This window comes from Escherichia sp. E14V7 (genome assembly GCF_004212225.1).
Classification (GTDB): domain Bacteria; phylum Pseudomonadota; class Gammaproteobacteria; order Enterobacterales; family Enterobacteriaceae; genus Escherichia.
Map to the genome: position 1 here is coordinate 132,651 of NZ_RHJJ01000007.1, position 25,114 is coordinate 157,764.

Sequence of the window (25,114 nt, forward strand, 5' to 3'; positions counted from 1 at the left end):
ATGTCGCAGGCTGCTCTGAACACGCGAAACAGTGAAGAAGAGATTTCTTCTCACCGCAATAATGGAACGCGTCTGGCGGGGATCCTTTTCCTGCTGACCGTTTTAACGACAGTGTTGGTGAGCGGCTGGGTCGTGTTGGGCTGGATGGAAGATGCGCAACGCCTGCCGCTCTCAAAGCTGGTGTTGACCGGTGAACGCCATTACACGCGTAATGACGATATCCGGCAGTCGATCCTGGCATTGGGTGAGCCAGGTACCTTTATGACCCAGGATGTAAATATCATCCAGACGCAAATTGAACAACGCCTGCCGTGGATTAAGCAGGTGAGCGTCAGAAAGCAGTGGCCTGATGAATTGAAGATTCATCTGGTTGAATATGTGCCGATTGCGCGTTGGAATGATCAGCATATGGTTGACGCCGAAGGAAACACCTTCAGCGTTCCGCCAGATCGCACCAGCAAGCAGGTGCTCCCAATGTTGTATGGTCCGGAAGGCAGCGCAAATGAAGTGTTGCAGGGCTATCGCGAAATGGGGCAGATGCTGGCAAAGGACAGATTTACTCTGAAGGAAGCGGCGATGACCGCGCGGCGCTCCTGGCAGTTGACGCTGAATAACGATATTAAGCTCAATCTTGGCCGGGGCGATACGATGAAACGTTTGGCTCGCTTTGTAGAACTTTATCCGGTTTTACAGCAGCAGGCGCAAACCGATGGCAAACGGATTAGCTACGTTGATTTGCGTTATGACTCTGGTGCGGCAGTCGGCTGGGCGCCCTTGCCGCCAGAGGAATCTACTCAGCAACAAAATCAGGCACAGGCAGAACAACAATGATCAAGGCGACGGACAGAAAACTGGTAGTAGGACTGGAGATTGGTACCGCGAAGGTTGCCGCTTTAGTAGGGGAAGTTCTGCCCGACGGTATGGTCAATATCATTGGTGTGGGCAGCTGCCCGTCACGTGGTATGGATAAAGGCGGGGTGAACGACCTCGAATCCGTGGTCAAGTGCGTACAGCGCGCCATTGACCAGGCAGAATTGATGGCAGATTGTCAGATCTCTTCGGTATATCTGGCGCTTTCTGGTAAGCACATCAGCTGCCAGAATGAAATTGGTATGGTGCCTATTTCTGAAGAAGAAGTGACACAAGAAGATGTAGAAAATGTCGTCCATACCGCGAAATCGGTGCGCGTGCGTGATGAACATCGTGTGCTGCATGTGATCCCGCAAGAGTATGCGATTGACTATCAGGAAGGGATCAAAAATCCGGTAGGACTTTCTGGCGTGCGTATGCAGGCAAAAGTGCACCTGATCACATGTCACAACGATATGGCAAAAAACATTGTGAAAGCCGTTGAACGTTGTGGCCTGAAAGTTGACCAACTGATATTTGCCGGACTGGCATCAAGTTATTCGGTATTGACGGAAGACGAACGTGAACTGGGCGTCTGCGTCGTCGATATCGGTGGTGGTACAATGGATATCGCCGTTTATACTGGCGGGGCATTGCGTCACACCAAGGTAATTCCTTATGCTGGCAATGTCGTGACCAGTGATATCGCTTATGCCTTTGGCACACCGCCAAGCGACGCCGAAGCGATTAAAGTTCGTCATGGCTGCGCGCTGGGTTCCATCGTCGGTAAAGACGAGAGCGTGGAAGTGCCGAGTGTAGGTGGTCGTCCGCCGCGTAGTCTGCAACGTCAGACGCTGGCGGAGGTGATTGAGCCGCGCTATACCGAGCTGCTCAACCTGGTCAACGAAGAGATATTGCAGCTGCAGGAAAAGCTTCGCCAACAAGGCGTAAAGCATCACCTGGCTGCGGGCATTGTATTAACCGGTGGCGCGGCGCAGATCGAAGGTCTTGCCGCCTGCGCTCAACGCGTGTTTCATACGCAGGTGCGTATCGGCGCGCCGCTGAATATCACCGGTTTAACGGATTACGCTCAGGAGCCGTATTATTCAACGGCAGTGGGATTGCTTCATTACGGGAAAGAGTCACATCTTAACGGTGAAGCGGAAGTTGAAAAACGTGTTACAGCATCTGTTGGCTCGTGGATCAAGCGACTCAATAGTTGGCTGCGAAAAGAATTTTAATTTTTATGAGGCCGGCGGTGATTACGGCCTCAGGCGACAGGCACATATCGGAGAGAAACTATGTTTGAACCAATGGAACTTACCAACGACGCGGTGATTAAAGTCATCGGCGTCGGCGGCGGCGGCGGTAATGCTGTTGAACACATGGTGCGTGAGCGCATTGAAGGTGTTGAATTTTTCGCGGTAAATACCGATGCACAGGCGCTGCGTAAAACGGCGGTTGGGCAGACGATTCAGATCGGTAGTGGTATCACCAAAGGACTGGGAGCTGGCGCTAATCCAGAAGTTGGCCGTAATGCGGCTGATGAGGATCGTGATGCACTGCGTGCGGCGCTGGAAGGGGCAGACATGGTCTTTATTGCAGCGGGCATGGGCGGTGGTACCGGTACAGGTGCAGCGCCGGTTGTTGCTGAAGTGGCTAAAGATTTAGGTATTCTGACCGTTGCTGTCGTGACCAAGCCTTTCAACTTTGAAGGCAAGAAGCGTATGGCATTTGCGGAGCAGGGGATCACTGAATTATCCAAACATGTGGACTCACTGATCACAATCCCGAACGACAAACTGCTGAAAGTTCTGGGCCGCGGTATCTCCCTGCTGGACGCGTTTGGCGCAGCTAACGATGTGCTGAAAGGCGCTGTTCAGGGTATCGCCGAACTGATTACTCGTCCGGGTCTGATGAACGTGGACTTTGCAGACGTACGTACTGTGATGTCTGAAATGGGCTACGCAATGATGGGTTCTGGCGTGGCGAGCGGTGAAGACCGTGCGGAAGAAGCGGCCGAAATGGCAATTTCTTCTCCGCTGCTGGAAGATATCGACCTGTCTGGCGCGCGCGGCGTGCTGGTTAACATCACTGCGGGCTTCGACCTGCGTCTGGATGAATTCGAAACCGTAGGTAACACCATCCGTGCATTTGCTTCGGACAACGCGACCGTGGTTATCGGTACTTCTCTTGACCCGGATATGAACGATGAACTGCGTGTAACCGTGGTTGCGACAGGTATCGGTATGGACAAACGTCCTGAAATCACCCTCGTGACCAATAAGCAAGTTCAACAGCCAGTGATGGACCGTTACCAGCAGCATGGTATGGCGCCGCTGACGCAAGAGCAGAAGCCCGTGGCCAAAGTGGTGAACGACAATACGCCACAAACCGTGAAAGAGCCGGATTATCTGGATATCCCGGCATTCCTGCGTAAGCAAGCTGACTAAGAATTAGCTGGAATTTGGGTTGCGAGGCTCTTTGTGCTAAACTGGCCTGCCGAATGTATAGTACACTTCGGTTGGATAGATAATTTGGCGAGATAATACGATGATCAAACAAAGGACACTTAAACGTATCGTTCAGGCGACGGGTGTCGGTTTACATACCGGCAAGAAAGTCACCCTGACCTTACGCCCTGCGCCGGCCAACACCGGGGTCATCTATCGTCGCACCGACTTGAATCCACCGGTAGATTTCCCGGCCGATGCCAAATCTGTGCGTGATACCATGCTCTGTACGTGTCTGGTCAACGAGCATGATGTACGGATTTCAACTGTTGAGCACCTGAACGCAGCGCTCGCGGGCTTAGGCATCGATAACATTGTTATCGAAGTTAACGCGCCGGAAATCCCAATCATGGACGGCAGTGCCGCTCCGTTTGTTTACCTGCTGCTTGATGCTGGTATCGACGAGCTGAACTGCGCCAAGAAATTTGTTCGCATCAAAGAGACTGTTCGCGTCGAAGATGGCGATAAGTGGGCTGAATTTAAGCCGTACAATGGTTTTTCGCTGGACTTCACCATCGATTTCAACCATCCGGCAATCGATTCCAGCAATCAACGCTATGCGATGAACTTCTCTGCTGATGCGTTTATGCGCCAGATCAGCCGTGCGCGTACGTTTGGTTTCATGCGTGATATCGAATATCTGCAGTCCCGTGGCCTGTGCCTGGGCGGCAGCTTCGATTGTGCCATCGTTGTTGACGATTATCGCGTACTGAACGAAGACGGCCTGCGTTTTGAAGACGAGTTTGTGCGTCACAAAATGCTCGACGCGATCGGTGATTTGTTCATGTGTGGTCACAACATTATCGGCGCATTTACCGCTTATAAATCCGGTCATGCACTGAATAACAAACTGTTGCAGGCTGTCCTGGCGAAACAGGAAGCCTGGGAATATGTGACCTTCCAGGACGACGCAGAACTGCCGTTGGCTTTCAAAGCGCCTTCAGCCGTACTGGCATAACGACATCTATACTGTCGTATAAAATTCGACTGGCAAATCTGGCACTCTCTCCGGCCAGGTGACCCAGTCGTTTTTTTTTGAGTTTTTACAGCGTCGTAAGAAATCGGTGCGAACGCTGTTTTCTTAAGCACTTTTACGTGTTACTTATCTTGAATACTGCTGTGGACTTCTGGCTTTAATGATAAGATTTGTGCGCTAAAAACGTTGAATACGATCGGGATGGCAATAACGTGAGTGGAATACTGACGCGCTGGCGACAGTTAGGTAGACGCTACTTCTGGCCGCATCTCTTATTAGGGATGGTCGCGGCGAGTTTAGGTTTGCCTGCGCTCAGCAACGCCGCCGAGCCAAACGCGCCCGCAAAAGCGACAACGCGCAATCACGAGCCTTCAGCCAAAGTTAACTTTAGTCAGTTGGCCTTGCTGGAAGCAAACACGCGCCGCCCGAACTCTAACTATTCCGTTGATTACTGGCATCAACATGCTATTCGCACGGTAATCCGCCATCTCTCCTTTGCAATGGCGCCGCAAACGCTGCCCGTTGCCGAGGAATCTTTACCGCTTCAGGCGCAACATCTTGCTTTACTGGATACGCTCAGCGCGCTGCTGACCCAGGAAGGCACGCGGTCTGAAAATGATTATCGCATTGATTATGCGCATTTTACCCCTCAAGCAAACTTCAGCACGCCCGTCTGGATAAGCCAGGCGCAGGGCATCCGTGCTGGCCCTCAACGCCTCAGCTAACAACGAGAAACCTTTACTTCATTTTATTTACTCCGCAATGCGGGGTGTTTGAGATTTTATTATGCTAATCAAATTATTAACTAAAGTTTTCGGTAGTCGTAACGATCGTACCCTGCGCCGGATGCGCAAAGTCGTCAACATTATCAATGCCATGGAACCGGAGATTGAAAAACTCTCCGACGAAGAACTGAAAGGAAAAACGGCAGAGTTCCGCGCGCGTCTGGAAAAAGGCGAAGTGCTGGAAAACTTGATCCCGGAAGCCTTCGCTGTCGTGCGTGAAGCCAGTAAGCGTGTTTTTGGCATGCGCCACTTCGACGTACAGCTGCTCGGCGGTATGGTTCTTAATGAACGTTGCATCGCGGAAATGCGTACAGGTGAAGGTAAAACCCTGACCGCAACGCTGCCTGCTTACCTGAACGCATTAACCGGTAAAGGCGTGCACGTTGTTACCGTCAACGATTATCTGGCGCAACGTGACGCAGAAAACAACCGTCCGCTGTTTGAATTCCTCGGCTTGACCGTCGGCATCAACCTGCCGGGCATGCCAGCACCGGCAAAGCGTGAAGCTTACGCGGCTGACATTACTTACGGTACTAACAACGAATACGGCTTTGACTACCTGCGCGACAACATGGCGTTCAGCCCTGAAGAACGTGTACAGCGTAAACTGCACTATGCGCTGGTGGACGAAGTGGACTCCATCCTGATCGATGAAGCGCGTACACCGCTGATCATTTCCGGCCCGGCGGAAGACAGTTCGGAAATGTATAAGCGCGTAAACAAAATCATTCCGTACCTGATCCGTCAGGAAAAAGAAGACTCCGAAACCTTCCAGGGCGAAGGCCACTTCTCGGTGGATGAAAAATCTCGCCAGGTGAACCTGACCGAACGTGGTCTGGTGCTTATTGAAGAGCTGCTGGTGAAAGAAGGCATTATGGATGAAGGTGAGTCGCTGTACTCTCCGGCCAATATTATGCTGATGCACCATGTAACGGCGGCGCTGCGTGCTCACGCGCTGTTTACTCGCGATGTCGATTACATCGTTAAAGATGGTGAAGTTATCATCGTTGACGAACATACCGGTCGTACCATGCAGGGCCGTCGCTGGTCTGATGGTCTGCACCAGGCTGTGGAAGCGAAAGAAGGTGTACAGATCCAGAACGAAAACCAGACACTGGCTTCGATCACCTTCCAGAACTACTTCCGTCTGTATGAAAAACTGGCGGGGATGACCGGTACGGCTGATACCGAAGCCTTCGAATTCAGTTCCATCTACAAGCTGGATACTGTAGTCGTTCCGACCAACCGCCCGATGATTCGTAAAGATCTGCCGGATCTGGTCTACATGACCGAAGCGGAAAAAATTCAGGCGATCATTGAAGATATCAAAGAACGTACTGCGAAAGGCCAGCCAGTGCTGGTGGGTACTATTTCAATCGAGAAATCGGAACTGGTATCAAACGAGCTGACCAAAGCCGGTATCAAACATAACGTTCTGAACGCTAAATTCCACGCCAACGAAGCGGCAATCGTTGCTCAGGCGGGCTATCCGGCTGCGGTGACCATCGCGACCAACATGGCGGGTCGTGGTACTGACATCGTGCTTGGTGGTAGCTGGCAGGCAGAAGTTGCCGCGCTGGAAAACCCGACCGCAGAGCAAATTGAAAAAATTAAAGCCGACTGGCAGGTGCGTCACGACGCGGTACTGGAAGCAGGTGGCCTGCATATCATCGGCACTGAGCGTCACGAATCTCGTCGTATCGATAACCAGCTGCGTGGCCGTTCTGGTCGTCAGGGTGATGCCGGTTCTTCCCGTTTCTACCTGTCGATGGAAGATGCGCTGATGCGTATTTTTGCCTCTGACCGCGTATCAGGCATGATGCGTAAACTGGGTATGAAACCCGGCGAAGCCATTGAGCATCCGTGGGTAACTAAAGCAATTGCCAATGCTCAGCGTAAAGTTGAAAGCCGTAACTTCGACATTCGTAAACAGCTGCTGGAATACGATGACGTAGCTAACGATCAGCGTCGTGCCATTTACTCCCAGCGTAACGAACTGCTGGATGTCAGCGATGTGAGCGAAACCATCAACAGCATTCGTGAAGATGTGTTCAAAGCAACCATCGATGCCTACATTCCGCCACAGTCACTGGAAGAAATGTGGGACATTCCAGGTTTGCAAGAGCGTCTGAAAAACGACTTCGACCTTGATTTGCCGATTGCCGAGTGGCTGGACAAAGAGCCAGAACTGCATGAAGAGACGCTGCGTGAGCGTATCCTGGAGCAGTCCATCGAAGTGTATCACCGTAAAGAAGAAGTGGTTGGCGCTGAGATGATGCGTCACTTCGAGAAAGGGGTGATGCTGCAAACGCTGGACTCCCTGTGGAAAGAGCACCTGGCGGCGATGGACTATCTGCGTCAGGGTATCCACCTGCGTGGCTATGCACAGAAAGATCCGAAGCAGGAATACAAACGTGAATCGTTCTCCATGTTTGCGGCGATGCTGGAATCGTTGAAATATGAAGTCATCAGCACGTTAAGCAAAGTACAAGTACGCATGCCGGAAGAAGTTGAAGAGCTGGAGCAGCAGCGTCGTATGGAAGCTGAGCGTTTAGCGCAAATGCAGCAGCTTAGCCATCAGGATGACGACTCTGCAGCTGCGGCTGCGCTGGCAGCGCAAACCGGCGATCGTAAAGTTGGACGTAACGATCCTTGCCCATGCGGTTCTGGTAAAAAATACAAGCAGTGCCATGGTCGCCTGCAATAAAAGCTAAGTGTTGAAATAAAAGGCGCAGGATTCTGCGCCTTTTTTATAGGCTTAAGACAATGAAAAAACTGCAAATCGCGGTAGGTATTATTCGCAACGAAAACAACGAAATCTTTATAACCCGTCGCGCCGCAGATGCGCACATGGCAAATAAGCTGGAGTTTCCGGGCGGTAAAATAGAAACGGGAGAAACGGCAGAACAAGCGATGGTACGGGAGCTTCAGGAAGAAGTCGGGGTTACCCCGCAACGTTTTTCGCTGTTTGAAAAGCTGGAATATCAGTTCTCTGACAGGCATATCACACTGTGGTTCTGGTTGGTCGAAAGCTGGGAAGGGGAACCGTGGGGGAAAGAGGGACAGCCCGGTGAGTGGATGGCGCTGGCCAGCCTCAATGCAGAAGATTTTCCGCCAGCCAATGAACCGGTAATTGCGAAGCTTAAGTGTCTGGAGGTCGGATAAGGCGTTTATGCCGCATCCGACATTTATACGAGATGCCTGATGCGACGCTGGCGCGTCTTATCAGGCCTACGTGGTTTATTAACTCGTTGATAAATTAGGCTTTGTAGGTCGGATAAGATGTTTACGCCGCATCCGACATTTGCACAAGATGCCTGATGCGATGCTGGCGCGTTTTATCAGGCCTACGAGGTTTATTAACTCGTTGATAAATCAGGTTTCGTAGGTGGGATAAGGCGTTTACGCCGCATCCGACATTTATACGAGATGCCTGATGCGACGCTGGCGCGTCTTATCAGGCCTATGAGGTTTATTAACTCGTTGATAAATCAGGTTTTGTAGGTCGGATAAGGCGTTTACGCCGCATCCGACATTTGCACAAGATGCCTGATGCGACGCTGGCGCGTCTTATCAGGCCTACGTGGTTTGTTAACTCGTTGATAAATTAGGTTTTGTAGGTGGGATAAGGCGTTTACGCCGCATCCGACATTTGCACAAGATGCCTGATGCGACGCTGGCGCGTCTTATCAGGCCTACGAGGTTTATTAACTCGTTGATAAATCAGGTTTCGTAGGTCGGATAAGGCGTTTGCGCCGCATCCGACATTTGCACACGATGCCTGATACGACGCCGGCGCGTATTATCAGGCCTGCGAGGTTTATTAACTCGTTGATAAATCATGTTTTGTAGGTCGGATAATGCGTTTGCGCCGCATCCGACATTTGCACAAGATGCCTGATGCGACGCTGGCGCGTCTTATCAGGCCTACGTGCGGCATCAGACAAATGTCACTGCTTTGGCTCTTCGCTCCAGTCATCGCTCTCAGAAAGATCGCCACTGCTGGGGATTCGTTTTTCTTCCGCAGCCCATTCTCCGAGGTCGATCAACTGGCAGCGTTTGGAACAAAATGGCCGAAATGGGCTGACTTCACCCCACACCACCGTTTTCCCGCAGGTGGGACAATTCACCGTAATAGTTTCTGACATTTTTACTCCTTAGCAACAAGCCAGTTCGAAATCCAGACGTTCCGGTACTTGTCCATTTTCACTGTCCAGCGGCATAAAGCGAATGGCAAAACGGCTCTTATGACCGGATATTTGCGGATAAAGCTGTGAATCGAGTGCCAGATTCAGCCGTAACAAATCGGCGTCTTCGCCGTTATCCTGATAAAAACCGTTCAGACTGGTCAGTTTGCGGAACGGTGCCGACTGACGAATCAAATCCAACACCATTGTAAGTGCCTGTGTCAGCGGGCTCAGGCTGGCAATCCAGGTTTCTACCTGACTGTCGCGCTGCGACTGGGGTAAATGCAACCAGATATGCAACGTAGGTAAATCAAAGCTGCAACAACCACCGGGAATGCTCAGACGCTGGCGCACCAGGGCAATCATCCTGTCTTCACGCAGAAATTGCCCGATACGCGGCGCGGAAATCAGCACGCTACCTGCGGCCTTCAACTGCTGAATTAATGCTTCAATACGGGTCTGGTCCACGCCAGGCACACCAATCCAGGTCTGGAGTTTACGCTGTTGACGTTCCAGCTCTTTCAGTAGTTCGGTACGAACTTCTCCACGCTCGAACACATCCAGCAATTCACTAACATTACGGAAGAAATGCAGAGCACCAGCGTAGTCAGCAATAGGCAAATTTACGGTGAGTTGTTGAATTAAAAACTCAATGCGCAGCCATGTACGCATTTTTTCATTTAGTGGATGTTCAAAAAGGACCTGGGTCTGCATTAAGTTTTTTCCTGTGAGACAAACTGCGACGCGAGCTGCAAATAGTGTGCGTGCAGGTGGGCAACATCTGATGCAATAGCATCCGGTGTGCCGTTATTATCAATGACGTCATCTGCCACCGCAAGACGGGCTTCGCGCGTAGCCTGGGCAGCAAGAATTTGTTCGACATGCTCGCGAGTAACATCATCGCGCTGCATGGTGCGCTTAAGCTGCGTTTCTGGGCTGACATCCACCACCAGCACTCGATTCGCTTTTTTATACAGTGAGTTTTCTACCAGCAATGGCACAACCCATAACACATAAGGTGAAGTTGCTTGCTGGATCTGGCGTTGCGTCTCCTGCTGAATCAGAGGATGCAGCAGGGCATTAAGCCAGTTTTTCTCTTCCGGATAGGCAAAGATCCGCTCGCGCAAGGCGCGACGTTGCAATGTTCCATCAGCAGCAATCATATCCGCGCCAAAGTGTTCAGCAATGGCACGCAGTGCAGGTGTACCTGGTTCAACCACCTGACGCGCAATAATATCGGCATCAATGACATTAATTCCGAGGTCAGCAAATGCATTTGCAACGGTACTCTTGCCACTGCCAATGCCGCCTGTTAAGGCAACTGTATACCTCATAATCTATATTCCTGGGAATTCATCATGATTATCAAAATGTTAATAAAGAGCGCGCGAAAGCGAAATTGATGAAACGTTCGCCCACTATTTACCAGGTAAATTTATGGGATTGTAGCGTAAAAAAAGACAATTTCGCAGTCTTGCGCCATATCGATTAGTGCGTATGATAGCGTCACTGGAGTTGCGCTCTTACCCTTATAGCCATTAACCCCAGGAATCTGCACATGCGTATCGAAGAAGATCTGAAGTTAGGTTTTAAAGACGTCCTCATCCGCCCTAAACGCTCTACTCTTAAAAGCCGTTCCGATGTTGAACTGGAACGTCAATTCACCTTCAAACATTCAGGTCAAAGCTGGTCCGGCGTGCCGATTATCGCCGCAAATATGGACACCGTAGGCACTTTTAGTATGGCTACGGCACTGGCTTCTTTCGATATTTTGACCGCTGTACATAAACATTACTCTGTTGAAGAGTGGCAAGCATTTATCAACAATTCTTCTGCTGATGTGCTGAAACATGTGATGGTTTCTACCGGTACGTCGGATGCCGATTTCGAAAAAACTAAACAAATTCTCGACCTGAACCCGGCATTAAACTTCGTTTGTATTGATGTTGCGAATGGATATTCTGAGCACTTCGTGCAGTTTGTTGCGAAGGCGCGTGAAGCGTGGCCGACAAAAACTATTTGTGCAGGCAATGTGGTAACTGGCGAAATGTGTGAGGAGCTTATCCTCTCCGGTGCTGATATCGTTAAAGTTGGTATTGGTCCTGGCTCTGTTTGTACAACTCGCGTGAAAACGGGCGTCGGTTATCCGCAGCTTTCTGCGGTGATCGAATGCGCCGATGCCGCGCACGGTCTGGGCGGGATGATCGTCAGCGATGGCGGCTGTACCACACCGGGCGATGTCGCGAAAGCTTTTGGTGGCGGTGCCGATTTCGTAATGCTTGGCGGAATGCTGGCGGGTCACGAAGAGAGCGGCGGCCGTATTGTTGAAGAGAACGGCGAGAAATTTATGCTGTTCTACGGTATGAGCTCCGAGTCTGCGATGAAACGTCACGTTGGCGGCGTTGCGGAATATCGCGCTGCAGAAGGTAAAACCGTTAAGCTTCCTCTGCGCGGTCCGGTTGAAAATACCGCGCGTGATATTTTAGGCGGTCTGCGTTCAGCCTGCACTTACGTTGGGGCTTCACGCCTGAAAGAGCTGACCAAACGCACCACGTTTATCCGCGTACTGGAACAAGAAAACCGCATCTTCAATAATCTGTAATCTCCCAATGCTGGCGTGGAGCAACACGCCAGCATTATCCCACCCCACTCATCGCATCGCCCAGATGGAAAATTGGCAGATACATTGCCACCACCAACGTACCGATAATTCCTCCAGTAATGACCAGCAACGCCGGTTCCAGTAAGGCGGCAAGGTTATCTGCCAGCGCCAGCGTGTTATCCCGATGATGATGGGCAAGATTCTCCAGCATGATATCCAGCGACCCGGATGTCTCTCCTGTCCTCACTAACTGCAAACAGAGTGGGCTAAACTCCCCCGCATTTTTTAGCGCCAGCCAGATGGGGTGACCGTTACTGATATCATGCTGAATTTGTGTCAGAAGTTGCGCCCAGTACGGGCAGCGCATCGTCTCCCTGACGCTCTCCACTCCCTGCAAAAAAGTAATCCCTGCACTTTGTGTCAGCGCCAGAATCGTAAAGATCTGCGTGAGTTTTTGTCCCCGCATCAGGGCTCCCATTATCGGGATGCGTAATAACCATTTCTGCCGCGCAATAAGCCAGGTAGGGTGACGCATCAGCAGTTTGTTGGCTATCGCCAGCAGAAAGCCGAGCACTATCAGCAGCCAGCCCCATTTGCCACTAAAGTCTGCCAGCATCATGATCCCCTGCGTTAGCGTCGGTAGTGGGGTGTTGAAGGTCTTATAGATAGCGGCAAACTCCGGCAGCACAAAATGCAGCATTGCCACAACTACCATGATTGCCATTGCTAAAATGATGATGGGATAACGCAACGCTGATTTCACTTTGTCGGCCAACTGGCGCTGGGCTTTTTGCTGACGCGCCAGTTCAAAGCAGCATTCATCCAGCTTACCGGTCACTTCCCCCGTACGGATCATCGACTGGTAAAGCGGCGGAAAAACCTCTGACCAGGGCGATAAGGCACTGGAAAAGGCCACGCCCTGTTCGAGATCGTGCGCCAGCGATTGCAACAATGCCTGCCATTGCTTACTTGGATGCTGTTCCGCCAGCAGTGCCAGCCCTTCAGAAAGCGTTAACCCGGCTTTGAGTAGCGTCGCCAGTTGATGAATGACTTCCGCGCTTTTATCTCCTCGCCAATGCGCAGAATTGATGGCGATTCGCTTCAGGCTTAGTGGGGTAACCCTTTGCTGCTGTAGAGCCAAAAGTAGCAAAGCACGGCTCTCAGACCATTGCATCCCATCTTGCGCATTGCCGTCGCCGGTTATGCCATGCCATCGCCAGAGTTGCTTATTCGCCATGCGGCATCCCCAACACGCGGATTAACTCTTCAAAGGTGGTTAAGCCCTGTTCCACGGCCAGGCAGCCGTTTTCAAAAAGTGTGCGCATACCTGTCCGCCTGGCGTGCGTTTCCAGCGATTCAACTTCAGTATTAGAGGAAATAAGCTGGCGTATGGCTGGTGTAATGGGCAGGACTTCAAACAAGGCGGTACGACCATAAAAACCGTGGTAGCAATGTTCACAACCCGGTGCCTGCCAGCGGGACAGCGGAGATGACCATACATTGTCCGGAAGGCGGATCGGTTCCCCTTGCCGCTGGCGGCAATGCGGACAAAGTTTACGTACCAGGCGCTGGGCTATTACCAGAGTGAGGGCCGACGAGAGCATCCAGCGAGCAACGCCCATTTGCTGTAAACGCACCAGCGTTTCGCAGGTGGAGTTGGTGTGTAGCGTGGACAATACCAGATGACCCGTTTGCGCGGCTTTAATGGCAATTTCTGCCGTTTCGCCATCGCGGATCTCTCCGATCATGATGACGTCAGGATCCTGGCGCAATAACGCACGCAAAACGCCCTGAAAGGTGAGTCCGGCACGCGGATGGATTTGTGTCTGGTTTAGCCCAGCGATGGGGATCTCAACCGGATCTTCCACGCTGCAAATATTAATATCGGCGGTATTCAGCGTTTGCAGTGCGCTATACAGCGTGACTGTTTTGCCGCTGCCGGTAGGGCCAGTTACCAGCACCAGTCCCTGTGGTTGCTGCAAGGCGTGGGTAAAGTCCGTCAGTTGTGATGGTTGCATTCCCAGCGTGTTGACATCCAGCGCCTGGTCCACCTGCTGTAACAACCGTAATACCACCTTTTCACCGCCGCGACATGGCAAGGTAGCAATACGAAATGAGACGTCGTTCCCTGCCAGTTCGACAGTGAATTGCCCGTCCTGCGGCAGGCGATGTTCCGCAATATCCAGGCTTCCCAGCACTTTTAACCTGGCGGTTAAAGCGACTCCGGCATCCAGTGAAACATCAGGTAAAGGATGCAGAACGCCGTCGATACGCAAGCGGATGTGATAGCTATTGTCCGCTGGTTCGATATGAATATCTGATGCGCGTTGTTCCAGTGCAGATTGCAACGTATGAGCCAGCAATTCTGCTTTAGGCTGATGTTTCTCCTGAACGGCTACGGGCAATGTCTGTTGTTTGCGACTGGCGTGACCTTCCATCTGTTGGCGCGTCCAGCAGGTGATCTCAATACGTTTGGTGGTAGCGAAATGCAATGCGTCCAGCAACTCATGTGAGGGGGCATCGACCACCGCAACATGAACCACTTCTTCGCTGGCATCCAGTAAGACCCCCTGGTAACGCAAACACAGGACGGTGAGCTGTGAAATATTCATCGCCGCTCCTTAGTTGGCGTCATCAAAGCGGAAGACATCTTCGCAGGCTTGCTGCAATGCGCTGTCACTTTGAATATTGCAGTTGCGCGTCCAGCCGGTGACACCGTTAGCGTTATCCCAACCGGGTGTCATAACGATGCTTAGCCCATTGAGACTCTCTTGCCCGGTCAGTGACACCACGCCCTTTGCCACACTCATGGCTGAAACATAGCGGGTGGTGGTAGGCGAGGGGATGCCATTGCTGCCGCCGTCGCAGGTGTCCAGTCCGCCATGTTCCAGCGCGCACAATTCTACGGCGGTACGGTAAGGCACAAAGGTTTGTAGCATGTCGGTAAGTGCGGCTTTGCGCAGGTAGTTTTGATAAGCGGGAATACCAATGGCGCTTAAAATGGCAATGATGCCAATAACCACCATCAGTTCGATAAGTGTAAAACCGCGTTGCTTGTCCATCTGTTTCGCTCCTTGATTTGGTTGGCGCTACTTTGGCAAACGCCATCAGCACAGGCGAGGGGCAAAAAACGAAACGGGAAGGCGGCTTCAGAGGTTTTTTATTACGTTGCAGCGAAAGACAAGAAATTTGCGAGGCGCTACGAAGAAAGTTGGGGAAGGGGAGATTATCCGCCCGCGATGGAGCGGATAAATCTGTCAGCAATTAGCGAAAACGCATTGAAAGGTCGAGTGCCTGTACGTGTTTAGTTAGCGCACCGACGGAGATAAAGTCCACGCCCGTTTCAGCAAACTCGCGCAGCGTTTTGTCGGTGACGTTGCCAGACACTTCCAGCAGCGCCTTGCCGTTGGTGCGTTTAACGGCTTTGCGCATCTGTTCTGTGTCGAAGTTATCCAGCATAATGATATCGGCACCTGCTTTCAGTGCTTCATCAAGTTCTTCCAGATTCTCGACTTCAACTTCTACTGGCGCATCCGGGTGCAGCCAGGACGCTTTTTCGACCGCCTGGCGCACTGAGCCGGAGGCAATAATATGGTTTTCTTTGATCAGGAAGGCGTCAGAAAGCCCCAGACGATGGTTAGCCCCGCCGCCGCAAAGTACCGCGTATTTCAGGGCAGAACGCAGGCCGGGTAAGGTTTTTCGCGTATCCAGCAACTGCGTATCGGTGCCTTCCAGCAACTCAACATAGTGGCGAACCTTACTGGCTACGCCAGAAAGAGTTTGTACAAAATTAAGCGCAGTACGTTCGCCGGTTAACAGCACGCGAGATGGGCCTTCGAGTTCGAAAAGGAGTTGATTGGCGTTAATGACATCACCGTCATCCACATGCCAGGTAATGGTGACATCGTCGCCTGCCAGTTGAATAAACACTTCTTCAACCCAGCGTTTACCACAAAATACGCCCTCTTCGCGGGTGATCACCGTGGCATGAGAGCGTGAATTTTCCGGTAAAAGTTTTGCCGTAATGTCGTTGTTGGCATCGACTGTTCCGCCTAAATCTTCTCGCAGCGCCTGGGCCACCGCGCCGGGGATATCGAGATTAATGCGTTCCAGCAGCTCGTCACGTCGGGTGTCAGGGTTATAGCGGCGAGGCGGCATGTTAAAACTCCAGATAGCTAACGAATCATAAGGTAGAAACATGCTACTCTGAACCGGGTATTAGCACCACATATAAGGAGATCCTGCATGTTGTTAGAACAGGGGTGGCTGGTCGGCGCGCGCCGCGTTCCCTCACCACATTACGATTGTCGCCCGGATGACGAAACTCCCACCTTGCTGGTGGTGCACAATATTAGCCTGCCGCCAGGCGAGTTTGGCGGTCCGTGGATTGATGCATTATTCACCGGAACTATTGATCCGCAGGCACATCCCTTCTTTGCAGAGATTGCCCATTTGCGCGTCTCCGCTCACTGTTTGATTCGCCGTGATGGTGAAATTGTCCAGTATGTTCCTTTCGATAAACGCGCCTGGCATGCGGGTGTTTCCATGTATCAGGGGCGCGAACGCTGTAATGATTTCTCCATTGGGATTGAGTTGGAAGGCACTGATACGCTGGCGTATACCGATGCGCAGTATCAACAGCTTGCGGCGGTTACGCGGGCATTGATTCATCGCTATCCAGCCATTGCCAGTAATATGACGGGACATTGTGATATTGCGCCGGATCGGAAAACCGATCCCGGCCCTGCCTTTGATTGGGCACGGTTTCGCGCCCTGGTCAGCAAGGAGACAACATGACGCTGTTTACAACCTTACTGGTGTTAATTTTCGAGCGCCTGTTTAAGTTGGGCGAGCACTGGCAGCTTGATCACCGCCTCGAGGCGTTTTTCCGTCGGGTGAAACATTTCTCGCTGGGGCGCACATTAGGAATGACCATTATCGCGATGGGGGCGACCTTTTTACTGTTGCGCGCGTTGCATGGGCTATTGTTCAACGTCCCGACGCTGGTGGTGTGGCTGTTGATTGGTTTGTTGTGTATTGGCGCAGGAAAAGTTCGTCTCCATTATCATGCTTATCTGACCGCAGCTTCTCGTAACGACAGCCATGCCCGTTCCACGATGGCTGGCGAGTTAACCATGATTCATGGCGTCCCCGCAGGCTGCGATGAGCGTGAGTTTTTGCGTGAACTGCAAAATGCCCTGCTGTGGATTAACTTTCGTTTTTACCTTGCGCCACTGTTCTGGCTAATTGTAGGCGGTATCTGGGGACCCGTTACCCTGATGGGCTATGCATTCTTGCGCGCATGGCAATACTGGCTGGCGCGCTACCAGACGCCGCATCATCGTTTACAGTCGGGGGTTGATGCCGTGCTTCATGTACTGGATTGGGTGCCAGTTCGCCTTGCGGGCGTAGTTTATGCCTTGATTGGTCACGGTGAGAAAGCGTTACCAGCCTGGTTTGCTTCACTGACCGATTTCCATACATCGCAATACCAGGTGTTAACGCGTCTGGCACAGTTCTCACTGGCGCGTGAACCGCATGTCGATAAGGTTGAGACACCGAAAGCAGCGGTTTCAATGGCGAAGAAAACCTCGTTCGTGGTTGTGGTGGTGATTGCGCTACTGACGATTTACGGGACATTGGTGTAAATATTGCTGCCCTCACCCAGAACGGGTGAGGGCGTAGAGAGATTAATGTGCTTTTACGGCTTTTGCGGTTTTCTCTTTGAATAGATAACCGATACCTAACACAACCAGCCATACCGGGATCAGGTAAACCGAGATCGCCATTCCCGGCGTCATCAGCATTATCACCAGTACCGCCGCCATAAACAGCAGACAGATCCAGTTACCCAGCGGATAGAGCAGGGCAGGGAAACGAGTTGCCACACCTTGTTCTTGCTTAGCGCGACGGAACTTCATATGTGCCAGGCTAATCATCGCCCAGTTAATAACCAGTGCAGAAACCACCAGCGCCATTAACAGTCCGAAAGCGGACTCTGGGGCAAGGTAGTTAATCAGTACGCACAATGCCGTAACCAGCGCAGATACCAGAATGGTATTTACTGGTACGCCGCGTTTATCGACGGAAGCGAGCATTTTCGGTGCGTTACCCTGTTGTGCCAGACCGAACAGCATACGGCTGTTGCAATATACGCAGCTGTTGTACACGGAGAGCGCAGCCGTCAGTACCACGATGTTCAGCGCATTTGCCACAAAGGTATCGCCTAACTCGTGGAAGATCAGCACAAACGGGCTGGTGTCAGCGGTAACGCGTGTCCACGGCATCAGTGAGAGCAGAACGGCTAACGAACCAATGTAGAAAATCAGGATGCGGTAGATAACCTGATTAGTTGCTTTCGGGATGCTTTGCTCCGGGTTATCAGCTTCTGCAGCGGTGATCCCCACCAGTTCCAGACCACCGAACGAGAACATGATAATCGCCATCATCATCACCAGCCCGGTGAAGCCGTGCGGCAGGAAGCCACCCTGATCCCACAGGTTACTAACACTTGCCTGCGGGCCGCCGTTGCCGCTGAACAGCAGCCAGCCGCCGAAGATGATCATCGCTACCACCGCGATAACTTTGATAATGGCAAACCAGAACTCCATCTCGCCAAACACTTTTACGTTGGTCAGGTTGATGGCGTTGATCACCACAAAGAATACGGCGGCAGAAGCCCAGGTGGGGATTTCCGGATACCAGAACTGAATGTATTTGCCGACAGCCGTAAGTTCTGCCATGGCAACTAAAACGTACAGTACCCAATAGTTCCAGCCAGAAGCGAATCCGGCAAAGCTGCCCCAGTATTTATAAGCAAAGTGGCTGAAGGAGCCTGCGACAGGTTCTTCGACCACCATTTCACCTAGCTGACGCATGATCAGAAAGGCGATAAAACCTGCAATGGCATAACCCAGGATAATCCCTGGCCCTGCGGACTGAATTACGGAGGCGCTACCCAGGAATAGCCCTGTCCCTATCGCGCCACCCAGCGCGATAAGCTGAATATGGCGGTTTTTAAGGCCGCGCTTTAGCTGCTCGCCGTGCTGTTGACCTTCCATCATGAAACCTCGTGCGGTGATTGTTTTTTTGATCTACGCAGTGATGCGTGTGTAAGTTTGCAATTCCGTTTGTTGTATTAATTTGTTTACATCAAAGGCGTTTGAATTGTTACAAAAAGACTTCCGTCAGATCAAGAATAATGGTATGCGGCAGCGAATGCACCCGCTTTATGCATGGTTGAAGATGAGTTGCTTAAAAAGGAACCGTTTGTAAAGATCAGCCTCAAATCCGCTCAATATATAAAATGAATATAAATTCATTATTTTTGAATTAAAAACCGATAAATTGGTAAGTGAATCGGTTCAACTCGGATTTTTATAGTTTAATAATCGTTAAAAAATCCCTTTCTTACGTAAAGTCTACATTTGTGCATAGTTACAACTTTGAAACGTTATATATGTCAAGTTGTTAAAATGTGCACAGTTTCATGATTTCAATCAAAACCTGTATGGACATAAGGTGAATACTTTGTTACTTTAGCGTCACAGACATGAAATTGGTAAGACCAATTGACTTCGGCAAGTGGCTTAAGACAGGAACTCATGGCCTACAGCAAAATCCGCCAACCAAAACTCTCCGATGTGATTGAGCAGCAACTGGAGTTTTTGATCCTCGAAGGCACTCTCCGCCCGGGCGAAAAACTCCCACCGGAACGCGAACTGGCAAAACAGTTCGATGTATCCCGTCCCTCATTGCGTGAGGCGATTCAACGTCTCGAAGCGAAGGGCTTGTTGCTTCGTCGCCAGGGTGGCGGCACGTTTGTTCAGAGCAGCCTCTGGCAAAGCTTCAGCGATCCGCTGGTGGAGCTGCTCTCCGACCATCCTGAATCACAGTATGACTTGCTCGAAACACGACACGCCCTGGAAGGTATCGCCGCTTATTACGCCGCGCTGCGTAGTACCGATGAAGACAAGGAACGCATCCGTGAACTCCACCACGCCATAGAACTGGCGCAGCAGTCTGGCGATCTGGACGCGGAATCAAACGCCGTACTCCAGTATCAGATTGCCGTCACCGAAGCGGCCCACAATGTGGTTTTGCTTCATCTGCTAAGGTGTATGGAGCCGATGTTGGCCCAGAATGTCCGTCAGAACTTCGAATTGCTCTATTCGCGTCGCGAGATGCTGCCGCTGGTGAGTAGTCACCGCACCCGCATATTCGAAGCGATTATGGCCGGTAAGCCGGAAGAAGCGCGCGAAGCATCGCATCGTCATCTGGCCTTTATCGAAGAAATTTTGCTCGACAGAAGCCGTGAAGAGAGTCGCCGTGAGCGTTCTCTGCGCCGTCTGGAGCAACGAAAGAATTAGTGATTTTTCTGGTAAAAATTATCCAGAAGATGTTGTAAATCAAGCGCATATAAAAGCGCGGCAACTAAACGTAGAACCTGTCTTATTGAGCTTTCCGGCGAGAGTTCAATGGGACAGGTTCCAGAAAACTCAACGTTATTAGATAGATAAGGAATAACCCATGTCAGAACGTTTCCCAAATGACGTGGATCCGATCGAAACTCGCGACTGGCTCCAGGCGATCGAATCGGTCATCCGTGAAGAAGGTGTTGAGCGTGCTCAGTATCTGATCGACCAACTGCTTGCTGAAGCCCGCAAAGGCGGTGTCAACGTAGCCGCGGGCACCGGTATCAGCAACTACATCAACACCATCCCCGTTGAAGAACAACCGGAGTATCCGGGTAATCTGGAACTGGAACGCCGTATTCGTTCAGCTATCCGCTGGAACGCCATCATGACGGTTCTGCGTGCGTCGAAAAAAGACCTCGAACTGGGCGGCCACATGGCGTCCTTCCAGTCTTCCGCAACCATTTATGATGTGTGCTTTAACCACTTCTTCCGTGCACGTAACGAGCAGGATGGCGGCGACCTGGTTTACTTCCAGGGCCACATCTCCCCGGGCGTGTACGCACGTGCTTTCCTGGAAGGTCGTCTGACTCAGGAGCAGCTGGATAACTTCCGTCAGGAAGTTCACGGCAATGGCCTCTCTTCCTATCCGCACCCGAAACTGATGCCGGAATTCTGGCAGTTCCCGACCGTATCTATGGGTCTGGGTCCGATTGGTGCTATTTACCAGGCTAAATTCCTGAAATATCTGGAACACCGTGGCCTGAAAGATACCTCTAAACAAACCGTTTACGCGTTCCTCGGCGACGGTGAAATGGACGAACCGGAATCCAAAGGTGCGATCACTATCGCTACCCGTGAAAAACTGGATAACCTGGTCTTCGTTATCAACTGTAACCTGCAGCGTCTTGACGGCCCGGTCACCGGTAACGGCAAGATCATCAACGAACTGGAAGGCATCTTCGAAGGTGCTGGCTGGAACGTGATCAAAGTGATGTGGGGTAGCCGTTGGGATGAACTGCTGCGTAAAGATACCAGCGGTAAACTGATCCAGCTGATGAACGAAACCGTTGACGGCGACTACCAGACCTTCAAATCGAAAGATGGTGCATACGTTCGTGAACACTTCTTCGGTAAATATCCTGAAACCGCAGCACTGGTTGCAGACTGGACTGACGAGCAGATCTGGGCACTGAACCGTGGTGGTCACGATCCGAAGAAAATCTACGCTGCATTCAAGAAAGCGCAGGAAACCAAAGGCAAAGCGACAGTAATCCTTGCTCATACCATTAAAGGTTACGGCATGGGCGACGCGGCTGAAGGTAAAAACATCGCGCACCAGGTTAAGAAAATGAACATGGACGGCGTGCGTCACATCCGCGACCGTTTCAATGTGCCGGTGTCTGATGCAGATATCGAAAAACTGCCGTACATCACCTTCCCGGAAGGTTCTGAAGAGCATACCTATCTGCACGCTCAGCGTCAGAAACTGCACGGTTATCTGCCAAGCCGCCAGCCGAACTTCACCGAGAAGCTGGAGCTGCCGAGCCTGCAAGACTTCGGCGCGCTGCTGGAAGAGCAGAGCAAAGAGATCTCCACCACAATCGCTTTCGTTCGTGCCCTGAACGTAATGCTGAAGAACAAGTCGATCAAAGATCGTCTGGTACCGATCATCGCCGACGAAGCGCGTACTTTCGGTATGGAAGGTCTGTTCCGTCAGATTGGTATTTACAGCCCGAACGGTCAGCAGTACACCCCGCAGGACCGCGAGCAGGTTGCTTACTATAAAGAAGACGAGAAAGGTCAGATTCTGCAGGAAGGGATCAACGAGCTGGGCGCAGGGTGTTCCTGGCTGGCAGCGGCGACCTCTTACAGCACCAACAATCTGCCGATGATTCCGTTCTACATCTATTACTCGATGTTCGGCTTCCAGCGTATCGGCGATCTGTGCTGGGCGGCTGGCGACCAGCAAGCGCGTGGCTTCCTGATCGGCGGTACTTCCGGTCGTACCACCCTGAACGGCGAAGGTCTGCAGCACGAAGATGGTCACAGCCACATCCAGTCGCTGACTATCCCGAACTGTATCTCTTACGACCCGGCTTACGCTTACGAAGTTGCTGTCATCATGCATGACGGTCTGGAGCGTATGTACGGTGAAAAACAAGAGAACGTTTACTACTACATCACTACGCTGAACGAAAACTACCACATGCCGGCAATGCCGGAAGGTGCTGAGGAAGGTATCCGTAAAGGTATCTACAAACTCGAAACCATTGAAGGTAGCAAAGGTAAAGTTCAGCTGCTGGGCTCCGGTTCTATCCTGCGTCACGTCCGTGAAGCGGCAGAGATCCTGGCGAAAGATTACGGCGTAGGTTCTGACGTTTATAGCGTGACTTCCTTCACCGAACTGGCGCGTGATGGTCAGGATTGTGAACGCTGGAACATGCTGCACCCGCTGGAAACTCCGCGCGTTCCATACATCGCTCAGGTGATGAACGACGCTCCGGCAGTGGCATCTACCGACTATATGAAACTGTTCGCTGAGCAGGTCCGTACTTACGTACCGGCTGACGACTACCGCGTCCTGGGTACTGATGGCTTCGGTCGTTCCGACAGCCGTGAGAACCTGCGTCACCACTTCGAAGTTGATGCTTCCTACGTGGTTGTAGCGGCGCTGGGCGAACTGGCTAAACGTGGCGAAATCGATAAGAAAGTGGTTGCTGACGCAATCGCCAAATTCAACATCGATGCAGATAAAGTTAACCCGCGTCTGGCGTAAGAGGTAAAAGAATAATGGCTATCGAAATCAAAGTACCGGACATCGGGGCTGATGAAGTTGAAATCACCGAGATCCTAGTCAAAGTGGGCGACAAAGTTGAAGCCGAACAGTCGCTGATCACCGTAGAAGGCGACAAAGCCTCTATGGAAGTTCCGTCTCCGCAGGCGGGTATCGTTAAAGAGATCAAAGTCTCTGTTGGCGATAAAACCCAGACCGGCGCACTGATTATGATTTTCGATTCCGCCGACGGTGCAGCAGACGCTGCACCTGCTCAGGCAGAAGAGAAGAAAGAAGCAGCTCCGGCAGCAGCACCAGCGGCTGCAGCGGCAAAAGACGTTAACGTTCCGGATATCGGCAGCGACGAAGTTGAAGTGACCGAAATCCTGGTGAAAGTGGGCGACAAAGTTGAAGCTGAGCAGTCGCTGATCACCGTAGAAGGCGATAAAGCTTCTATGGAAGTTCCTGCTCCGTTTGCAGGCACCGTGAAAGAGATCAAAGTGAACGTGGGTGACAAAGTGTCTACCGGCTCGCTGATTATGGTCTTCGAAGTCGCGGGTGAAGCAGGCGCGGCAGCTCCGGCAGCTAAACAGGAAGCGGCTCCGGCAGCGGCCCCTGCACCAGCGACTGGCGTGAAAGAAGTTAACGTTCCGGATATCGGCGGTGACGAAGTTGAAGTGACTGAAGTGATGGTGAAAGTGGGCGACAAAGTTGCCGCTGAACAGTCACTGATCACCGTAGAAGGTGACAAAGCTTCTATGGAAGTTCCGGCTCCGTTTGCAGGCGTCGTGAAGGAACTGAAAGTCAACGTTGGCGATAAAGTGAAAACTGGCTCGCTGATTATGATCTTCGAAGTTGAAGGCGCAGCGCCTGCGGCAGCTCCTGCGAAACAGGAAGCGGCAGCCCCGGCTCCGGCAGCAAAAGCTGAAGCCCCGGCAGCAGCTCCGGCTGCGAAAGCTGAAGGCAAATCTGAATTTGCTGAAAACGACGCTTACGTTCACGCGACTCCGCTGATCCGCCGTCTGGCACGCGAGTTTGGTGTTAACCTGGCGAAAGTGAAGGGCACTGGCCGTAAAGGTCGTATCCTGCGCGAAGACGTTCAGGCTTACGTGAAAGAAGCTATCAAACGTGCAGAAGCGGCTCCGGCAGCGACTGGCGGCGGTATCCCAGGCATGCTGCCGTGGCCTAAAGTGGACTTCAGCAAGTTTGGTGAAATCGAAGAAGTGGAACTGGGCCGCATTCAGAAAATCTCTGGTGCTAACCTGAGCCGTAACTGGGTGATGATCCCGCACGTTACTCACTTCGACAAAACCGATATCACCGAGCTGGAAGCGTTCCGTAAACAGCAGAACGAAGAAGCAGCGAAACGTAAGCTGGATGTGAAGATAACCCCAGTTGTCTTCATCATGAAAGCCGTTGCTGCAGCTCTTGAGCAGATGCCTCGCTTCAACAGTTCGCTGTCGGAAGACGGTCAGCGTCTGACCCTGAAGAAGTACATCAACATCGGTGTGGCGGTGGATACCCCGAACGGTCTGGTTGTTCCGGTATTCAAAGACGTCAACAAGAAAGGCATCATCGAGCTGTCTCGCGAGCTGATGACTATTTCTAAGAAAGCGCGTGACGGTAAGCTGACTGCGGGCGAAATGCAGGGCGGTTGCTTCACCATCTCCAGCATCGGCGGCCTGGGTACTACCCACTTCGCGCCGATTGTGAACGCGCCGGAAGTGGCTATCCTCGGCGTTTCCAAGTCCGCGATGGAGCCGGTGTGGAATGGTAAAGAGTTCGTGCCGCGTCTGATGCTGCCGATTTCTCTCTCCTTCGACCACCGCGTGATCGACGGTGCTGATGGTGCCCGTTTCATTACCATCATTAACAACACGCTGTCTGACATTCGCCGTCTGGTGATGTAAGTAAAAGAGCCGGCCCAACGGCCGGCTTTTTTCTGGTAATCTCATGAATGTATTGAGGTTATTAGCGAATAGACAAATCGGTTGCCGTTTGTTGTTTAAAAA

Annotated in this window: 21 protein-coding genes; 13 read left to right on the forward strand and 8 right to left on the reverse strand. The window is 51.8% G+C overall.

The genetic code is table 11. The features are described from left to right. From ftsQ to mutT, 7 genes are all read left to right on the forward strand, one after another. Complete coding sequence (ftsQ, locus tag D9741_RS09340) at positions 1–831, forward strand: cell division protein FtsQ (RefSeq protein ID WP_000075731.1); 831 nt, start codon at positions 1–3, stop codon at positions 829–831. Continuing rightward, positions 828–2,090 (forward strand): cell division protein FtsA, encoded by a 1,263-nt coding sequence (gene ftsA / locus D9741_RS09345; RefSeq protein ID WP_000588474.1) that lies wholly within the window; start codon positions 828–830, stop codon positions 2,088–2,090. Before ftsQ ends, ftsA begins: the two co-directional genes overlap by 4 nt. Before the next feature lie 60 nt (positions 2,091–2,150). Then, a complete protein-coding gene (gene ftsZ, locus D9741_RS09350; protein WP_064525175.1) occupies positions 2,151–3,302 on the forward strand; it encodes a cell division protein FtsZ in 1,152 nt (383 codons plus the stop codon). Between the two features lie 100 nt (positions 3,303–3,402). After that, complete coding sequence (lpxC, locus tag D9741_RS09355) at positions 3,403–4,320, forward strand: UDP-3-O-acyl-N-acetylglucosamine deacetylase (RefSeq protein WP_000595482.1); 918 nt, start codon at positions 3,403–3,405, stop codon at positions 4,318–4,320. Positions 4,321–4,550: 230 nt separating this feature from the next. Continuing rightward, positions 4,551–5,063, forward strand: coding sequence for a secA translation cis-regulator SecM (gene secM / locus D9741_RS09360; RefSeq protein WP_130217402.1), 513 nt, complete (start codon positions 4,551–4,553; stop codon positions 5,061–5,063). Positions 5,064–5,124: 61 nt separating this feature from the next. After that, positions 5,125–7,830: a preprotein translocase subunit SecA gene (gene secA, locus D9741_RS09365; RefSeq protein WP_130204928.1), complete on the forward strand. Its 2,706-nt coding sequence runs from the start codon at positions 5,125–5,127 to the stop codon at positions 7,828–7,830. Positions 7,831–7,889: 59 nt separating this feature from the next. Then, positions 7,890–8,288 carry an 8-oxo-dGTP diphosphatase MutT gene (mutT, locus tag D9741_RS09370; RefSeq protein ID WP_130217400.1) on the forward strand — a complete coding sequence of 133 codons (399 nt, stop codon included), beginning with the start codon at positions 7,890–7,892 and terminating at the stop codon, positions 8,286–8,288. Positions 8,289–9,073: 785 nt separating this feature from the next. On the opposite strand, the gene yacG is transcribed toward mutT, so the two are convergent. The 3 genes from yacG to coaE are packed head-to-tail and all read right to left on the reverse strand — an operon-like array spanning position 9,074 to position 10,644. Continuing rightward, entirely contained in the window at positions 9,074–9,271 is a 198-nt protein-coding gene (gene yacG, locus D9741_RS09375) for a DNA gyrase inhibitor YacG (RefSeq protein ID WP_000005046.1), read from the reverse strand. A gap of 9 nt (positions 9,272–9,280) precedes the next feature. Then, positions 9,281–10,024 (reverse strand): cell division protein ZapD, encoded by a 744-nt coding sequence (zapD, locus tag D9741_RS09380; RefSeq protein ID WP_130217398.1) that lies wholly within the window; start codon positions 10,022–10,024, stop codon positions 9,281–9,283. Beyond that, entirely contained in the window at positions 10,024–10,644 is a 621-nt protein-coding gene (gene coaE, locus D9741_RS09385; protein WP_130217396.1) for a dephospho-CoA kinase, read from the reverse strand. Before coaE ends, zapD begins: the two co-directional genes overlap by 1 nt. 224 nt (positions 10,645–10,868) lie before the next feature. On the opposite strand from coaE, the gene guaC reads away from it, so the two are divergent. After that, positions 10,869–11,912 (forward strand): GMP reductase, encoded by a 1,044-nt coding sequence (gene guaC / locus D9741_RS09390; RefSeq protein WP_130204936.1) that lies wholly within the window; start codon positions 10,869–10,871, stop codon positions 11,910–11,912. 34 nt (positions 11,913–11,946) lie between these two features. On the opposite strand, the gene hofC is transcribed toward guaC, so the two are convergent. The 4 genes from hofC to nadC form a co-directional block, all read right to left on the reverse strand. After that, the gene (gene hofC / locus D9741_RS09395; RefSeq protein WP_130217394.1) at positions 11,947–13,149 is read right to left on the reverse strand and encodes a protein transport protein HofC; all 1,203 of its coding nucleotides are present in this window, start codon (positions 13,147–13,149) and stop codon (positions 11,947–11,949) included. Next, on the reverse strand, positions 13,139–14,524 hold the full coding sequence (gene gspE / locus D9741_RS09400) for a type II secretion system protein GspE (RefSeq protein WP_130217392.1): 1,386 nt from the start codon (positions 14,522–14,524) through the stop codon (positions 13,139–13,141). The genes hofC and gspE overlap by 11 nt, the downstream gene beginning before the upstream one ends. A gap of 9 nt (positions 14,525–14,533) precedes the next feature. Then, positions 14,534–14,974, reverse strand: coding sequence for a prepilin peptidase-dependent pilin (gene ppdD, locus D9741_RS09405; RefSeq protein WP_130204940.1), 441 nt, complete (start codon positions 14,972–14,974; stop codon positions 14,534–14,536). A gap of 202 nt (positions 14,975–15,176) precedes the next feature. Beyond that, positions 15,177–16,070, reverse strand: coding sequence for a carboxylating nicotinate-nucleotide diphosphorylase (nadC, locus tag D9741_RS09410; protein ID WP_130204942.1), 894 nt, complete (start codon positions 16,068–16,070; stop codon positions 15,177–15,179). Positions 16,071–16,157: 87 nt separating this feature from the next. Between nadC and ampD the strand changes: the two genes are divergently transcribed. After that, entirely contained in the window at positions 16,158–16,709 is a 552-nt protein-coding gene (gene ampD / locus D9741_RS09415) for a 1,6-anhydro-N-acetylmuramyl-L-alanine amidase AmpD (RefSeq protein ID WP_130217390.1), read from the forward strand. Beyond that, complete coding sequence (ampE, locus tag D9741_RS09420; protein ID WP_130217388.1) at positions 16,706–17,560, forward strand: beta-lactamase regulator AmpE; 855 nt, start codon at positions 16,706–16,708, stop codon at positions 17,558–17,560. Before ampD ends, ampE begins: the two co-directional genes overlap by 4 nt. Before the next feature lie 42 nt (positions 17,561–17,602). Here ampE and aroP read toward each other — a convergent pair whose 3' ends face one another. Further along, positions 17,603–18,976 (reverse strand): aromatic amino acid transporter AroP, encoded by a 1,374-nt coding sequence (gene aroP / locus D9741_RS09425; protein ID WP_165383443.1) that lies wholly within the window; start codon positions 18,974–18,976, stop codon positions 17,603–17,605. A 540-nt stretch (positions 18,977–19,516) separates the two neighbouring features. On the opposite strand from aroP, the gene pdhR reads away from it, so the two are divergent. The 3 genes from pdhR (at position 19,517) to aceF (ending at position 25,012) form a co-directional block, all read left to right on the forward strand. Beyond that, positions 19,517–20,281 carry a pyruvate dehydrogenase complex transcriptional repressor PdhR gene (pdhR, locus tag D9741_RS09430; protein ID WP_000331776.1) on the forward strand — a complete coding sequence of 255 codons (765 nt, stop codon included), beginning with the start codon at positions 19,517–19,519 and terminating at the stop codon, positions 20,279–20,281. A 160-nt stretch (positions 20,282–20,441) separates the two neighbouring features. Further along, complete coding sequence (aceE, locus tag D9741_RS09435; RefSeq protein ID WP_000003820.1) at positions 20,442–23,105, forward strand: pyruvate dehydrogenase (acetyl-transferring), homodimeric type; 2,664 nt, start codon at positions 20,442–20,444, stop codon at positions 23,103–23,105. 14 nt (positions 23,106–23,119) lie between these two features. Beyond that, positions 23,120–25,012, forward strand: coding sequence for a pyruvate dehydrogenase complex dihydrolipoyllysine-residue acetyltransferase (aceF, locus tag D9741_RS09440; RefSeq protein ID WP_044866492.1), 1,893 nt, complete (start codon positions 23,120–23,122; stop codon positions 25,010–25,012). Positions 25,013–25,114: the final 102 nt, after the last annotated feature.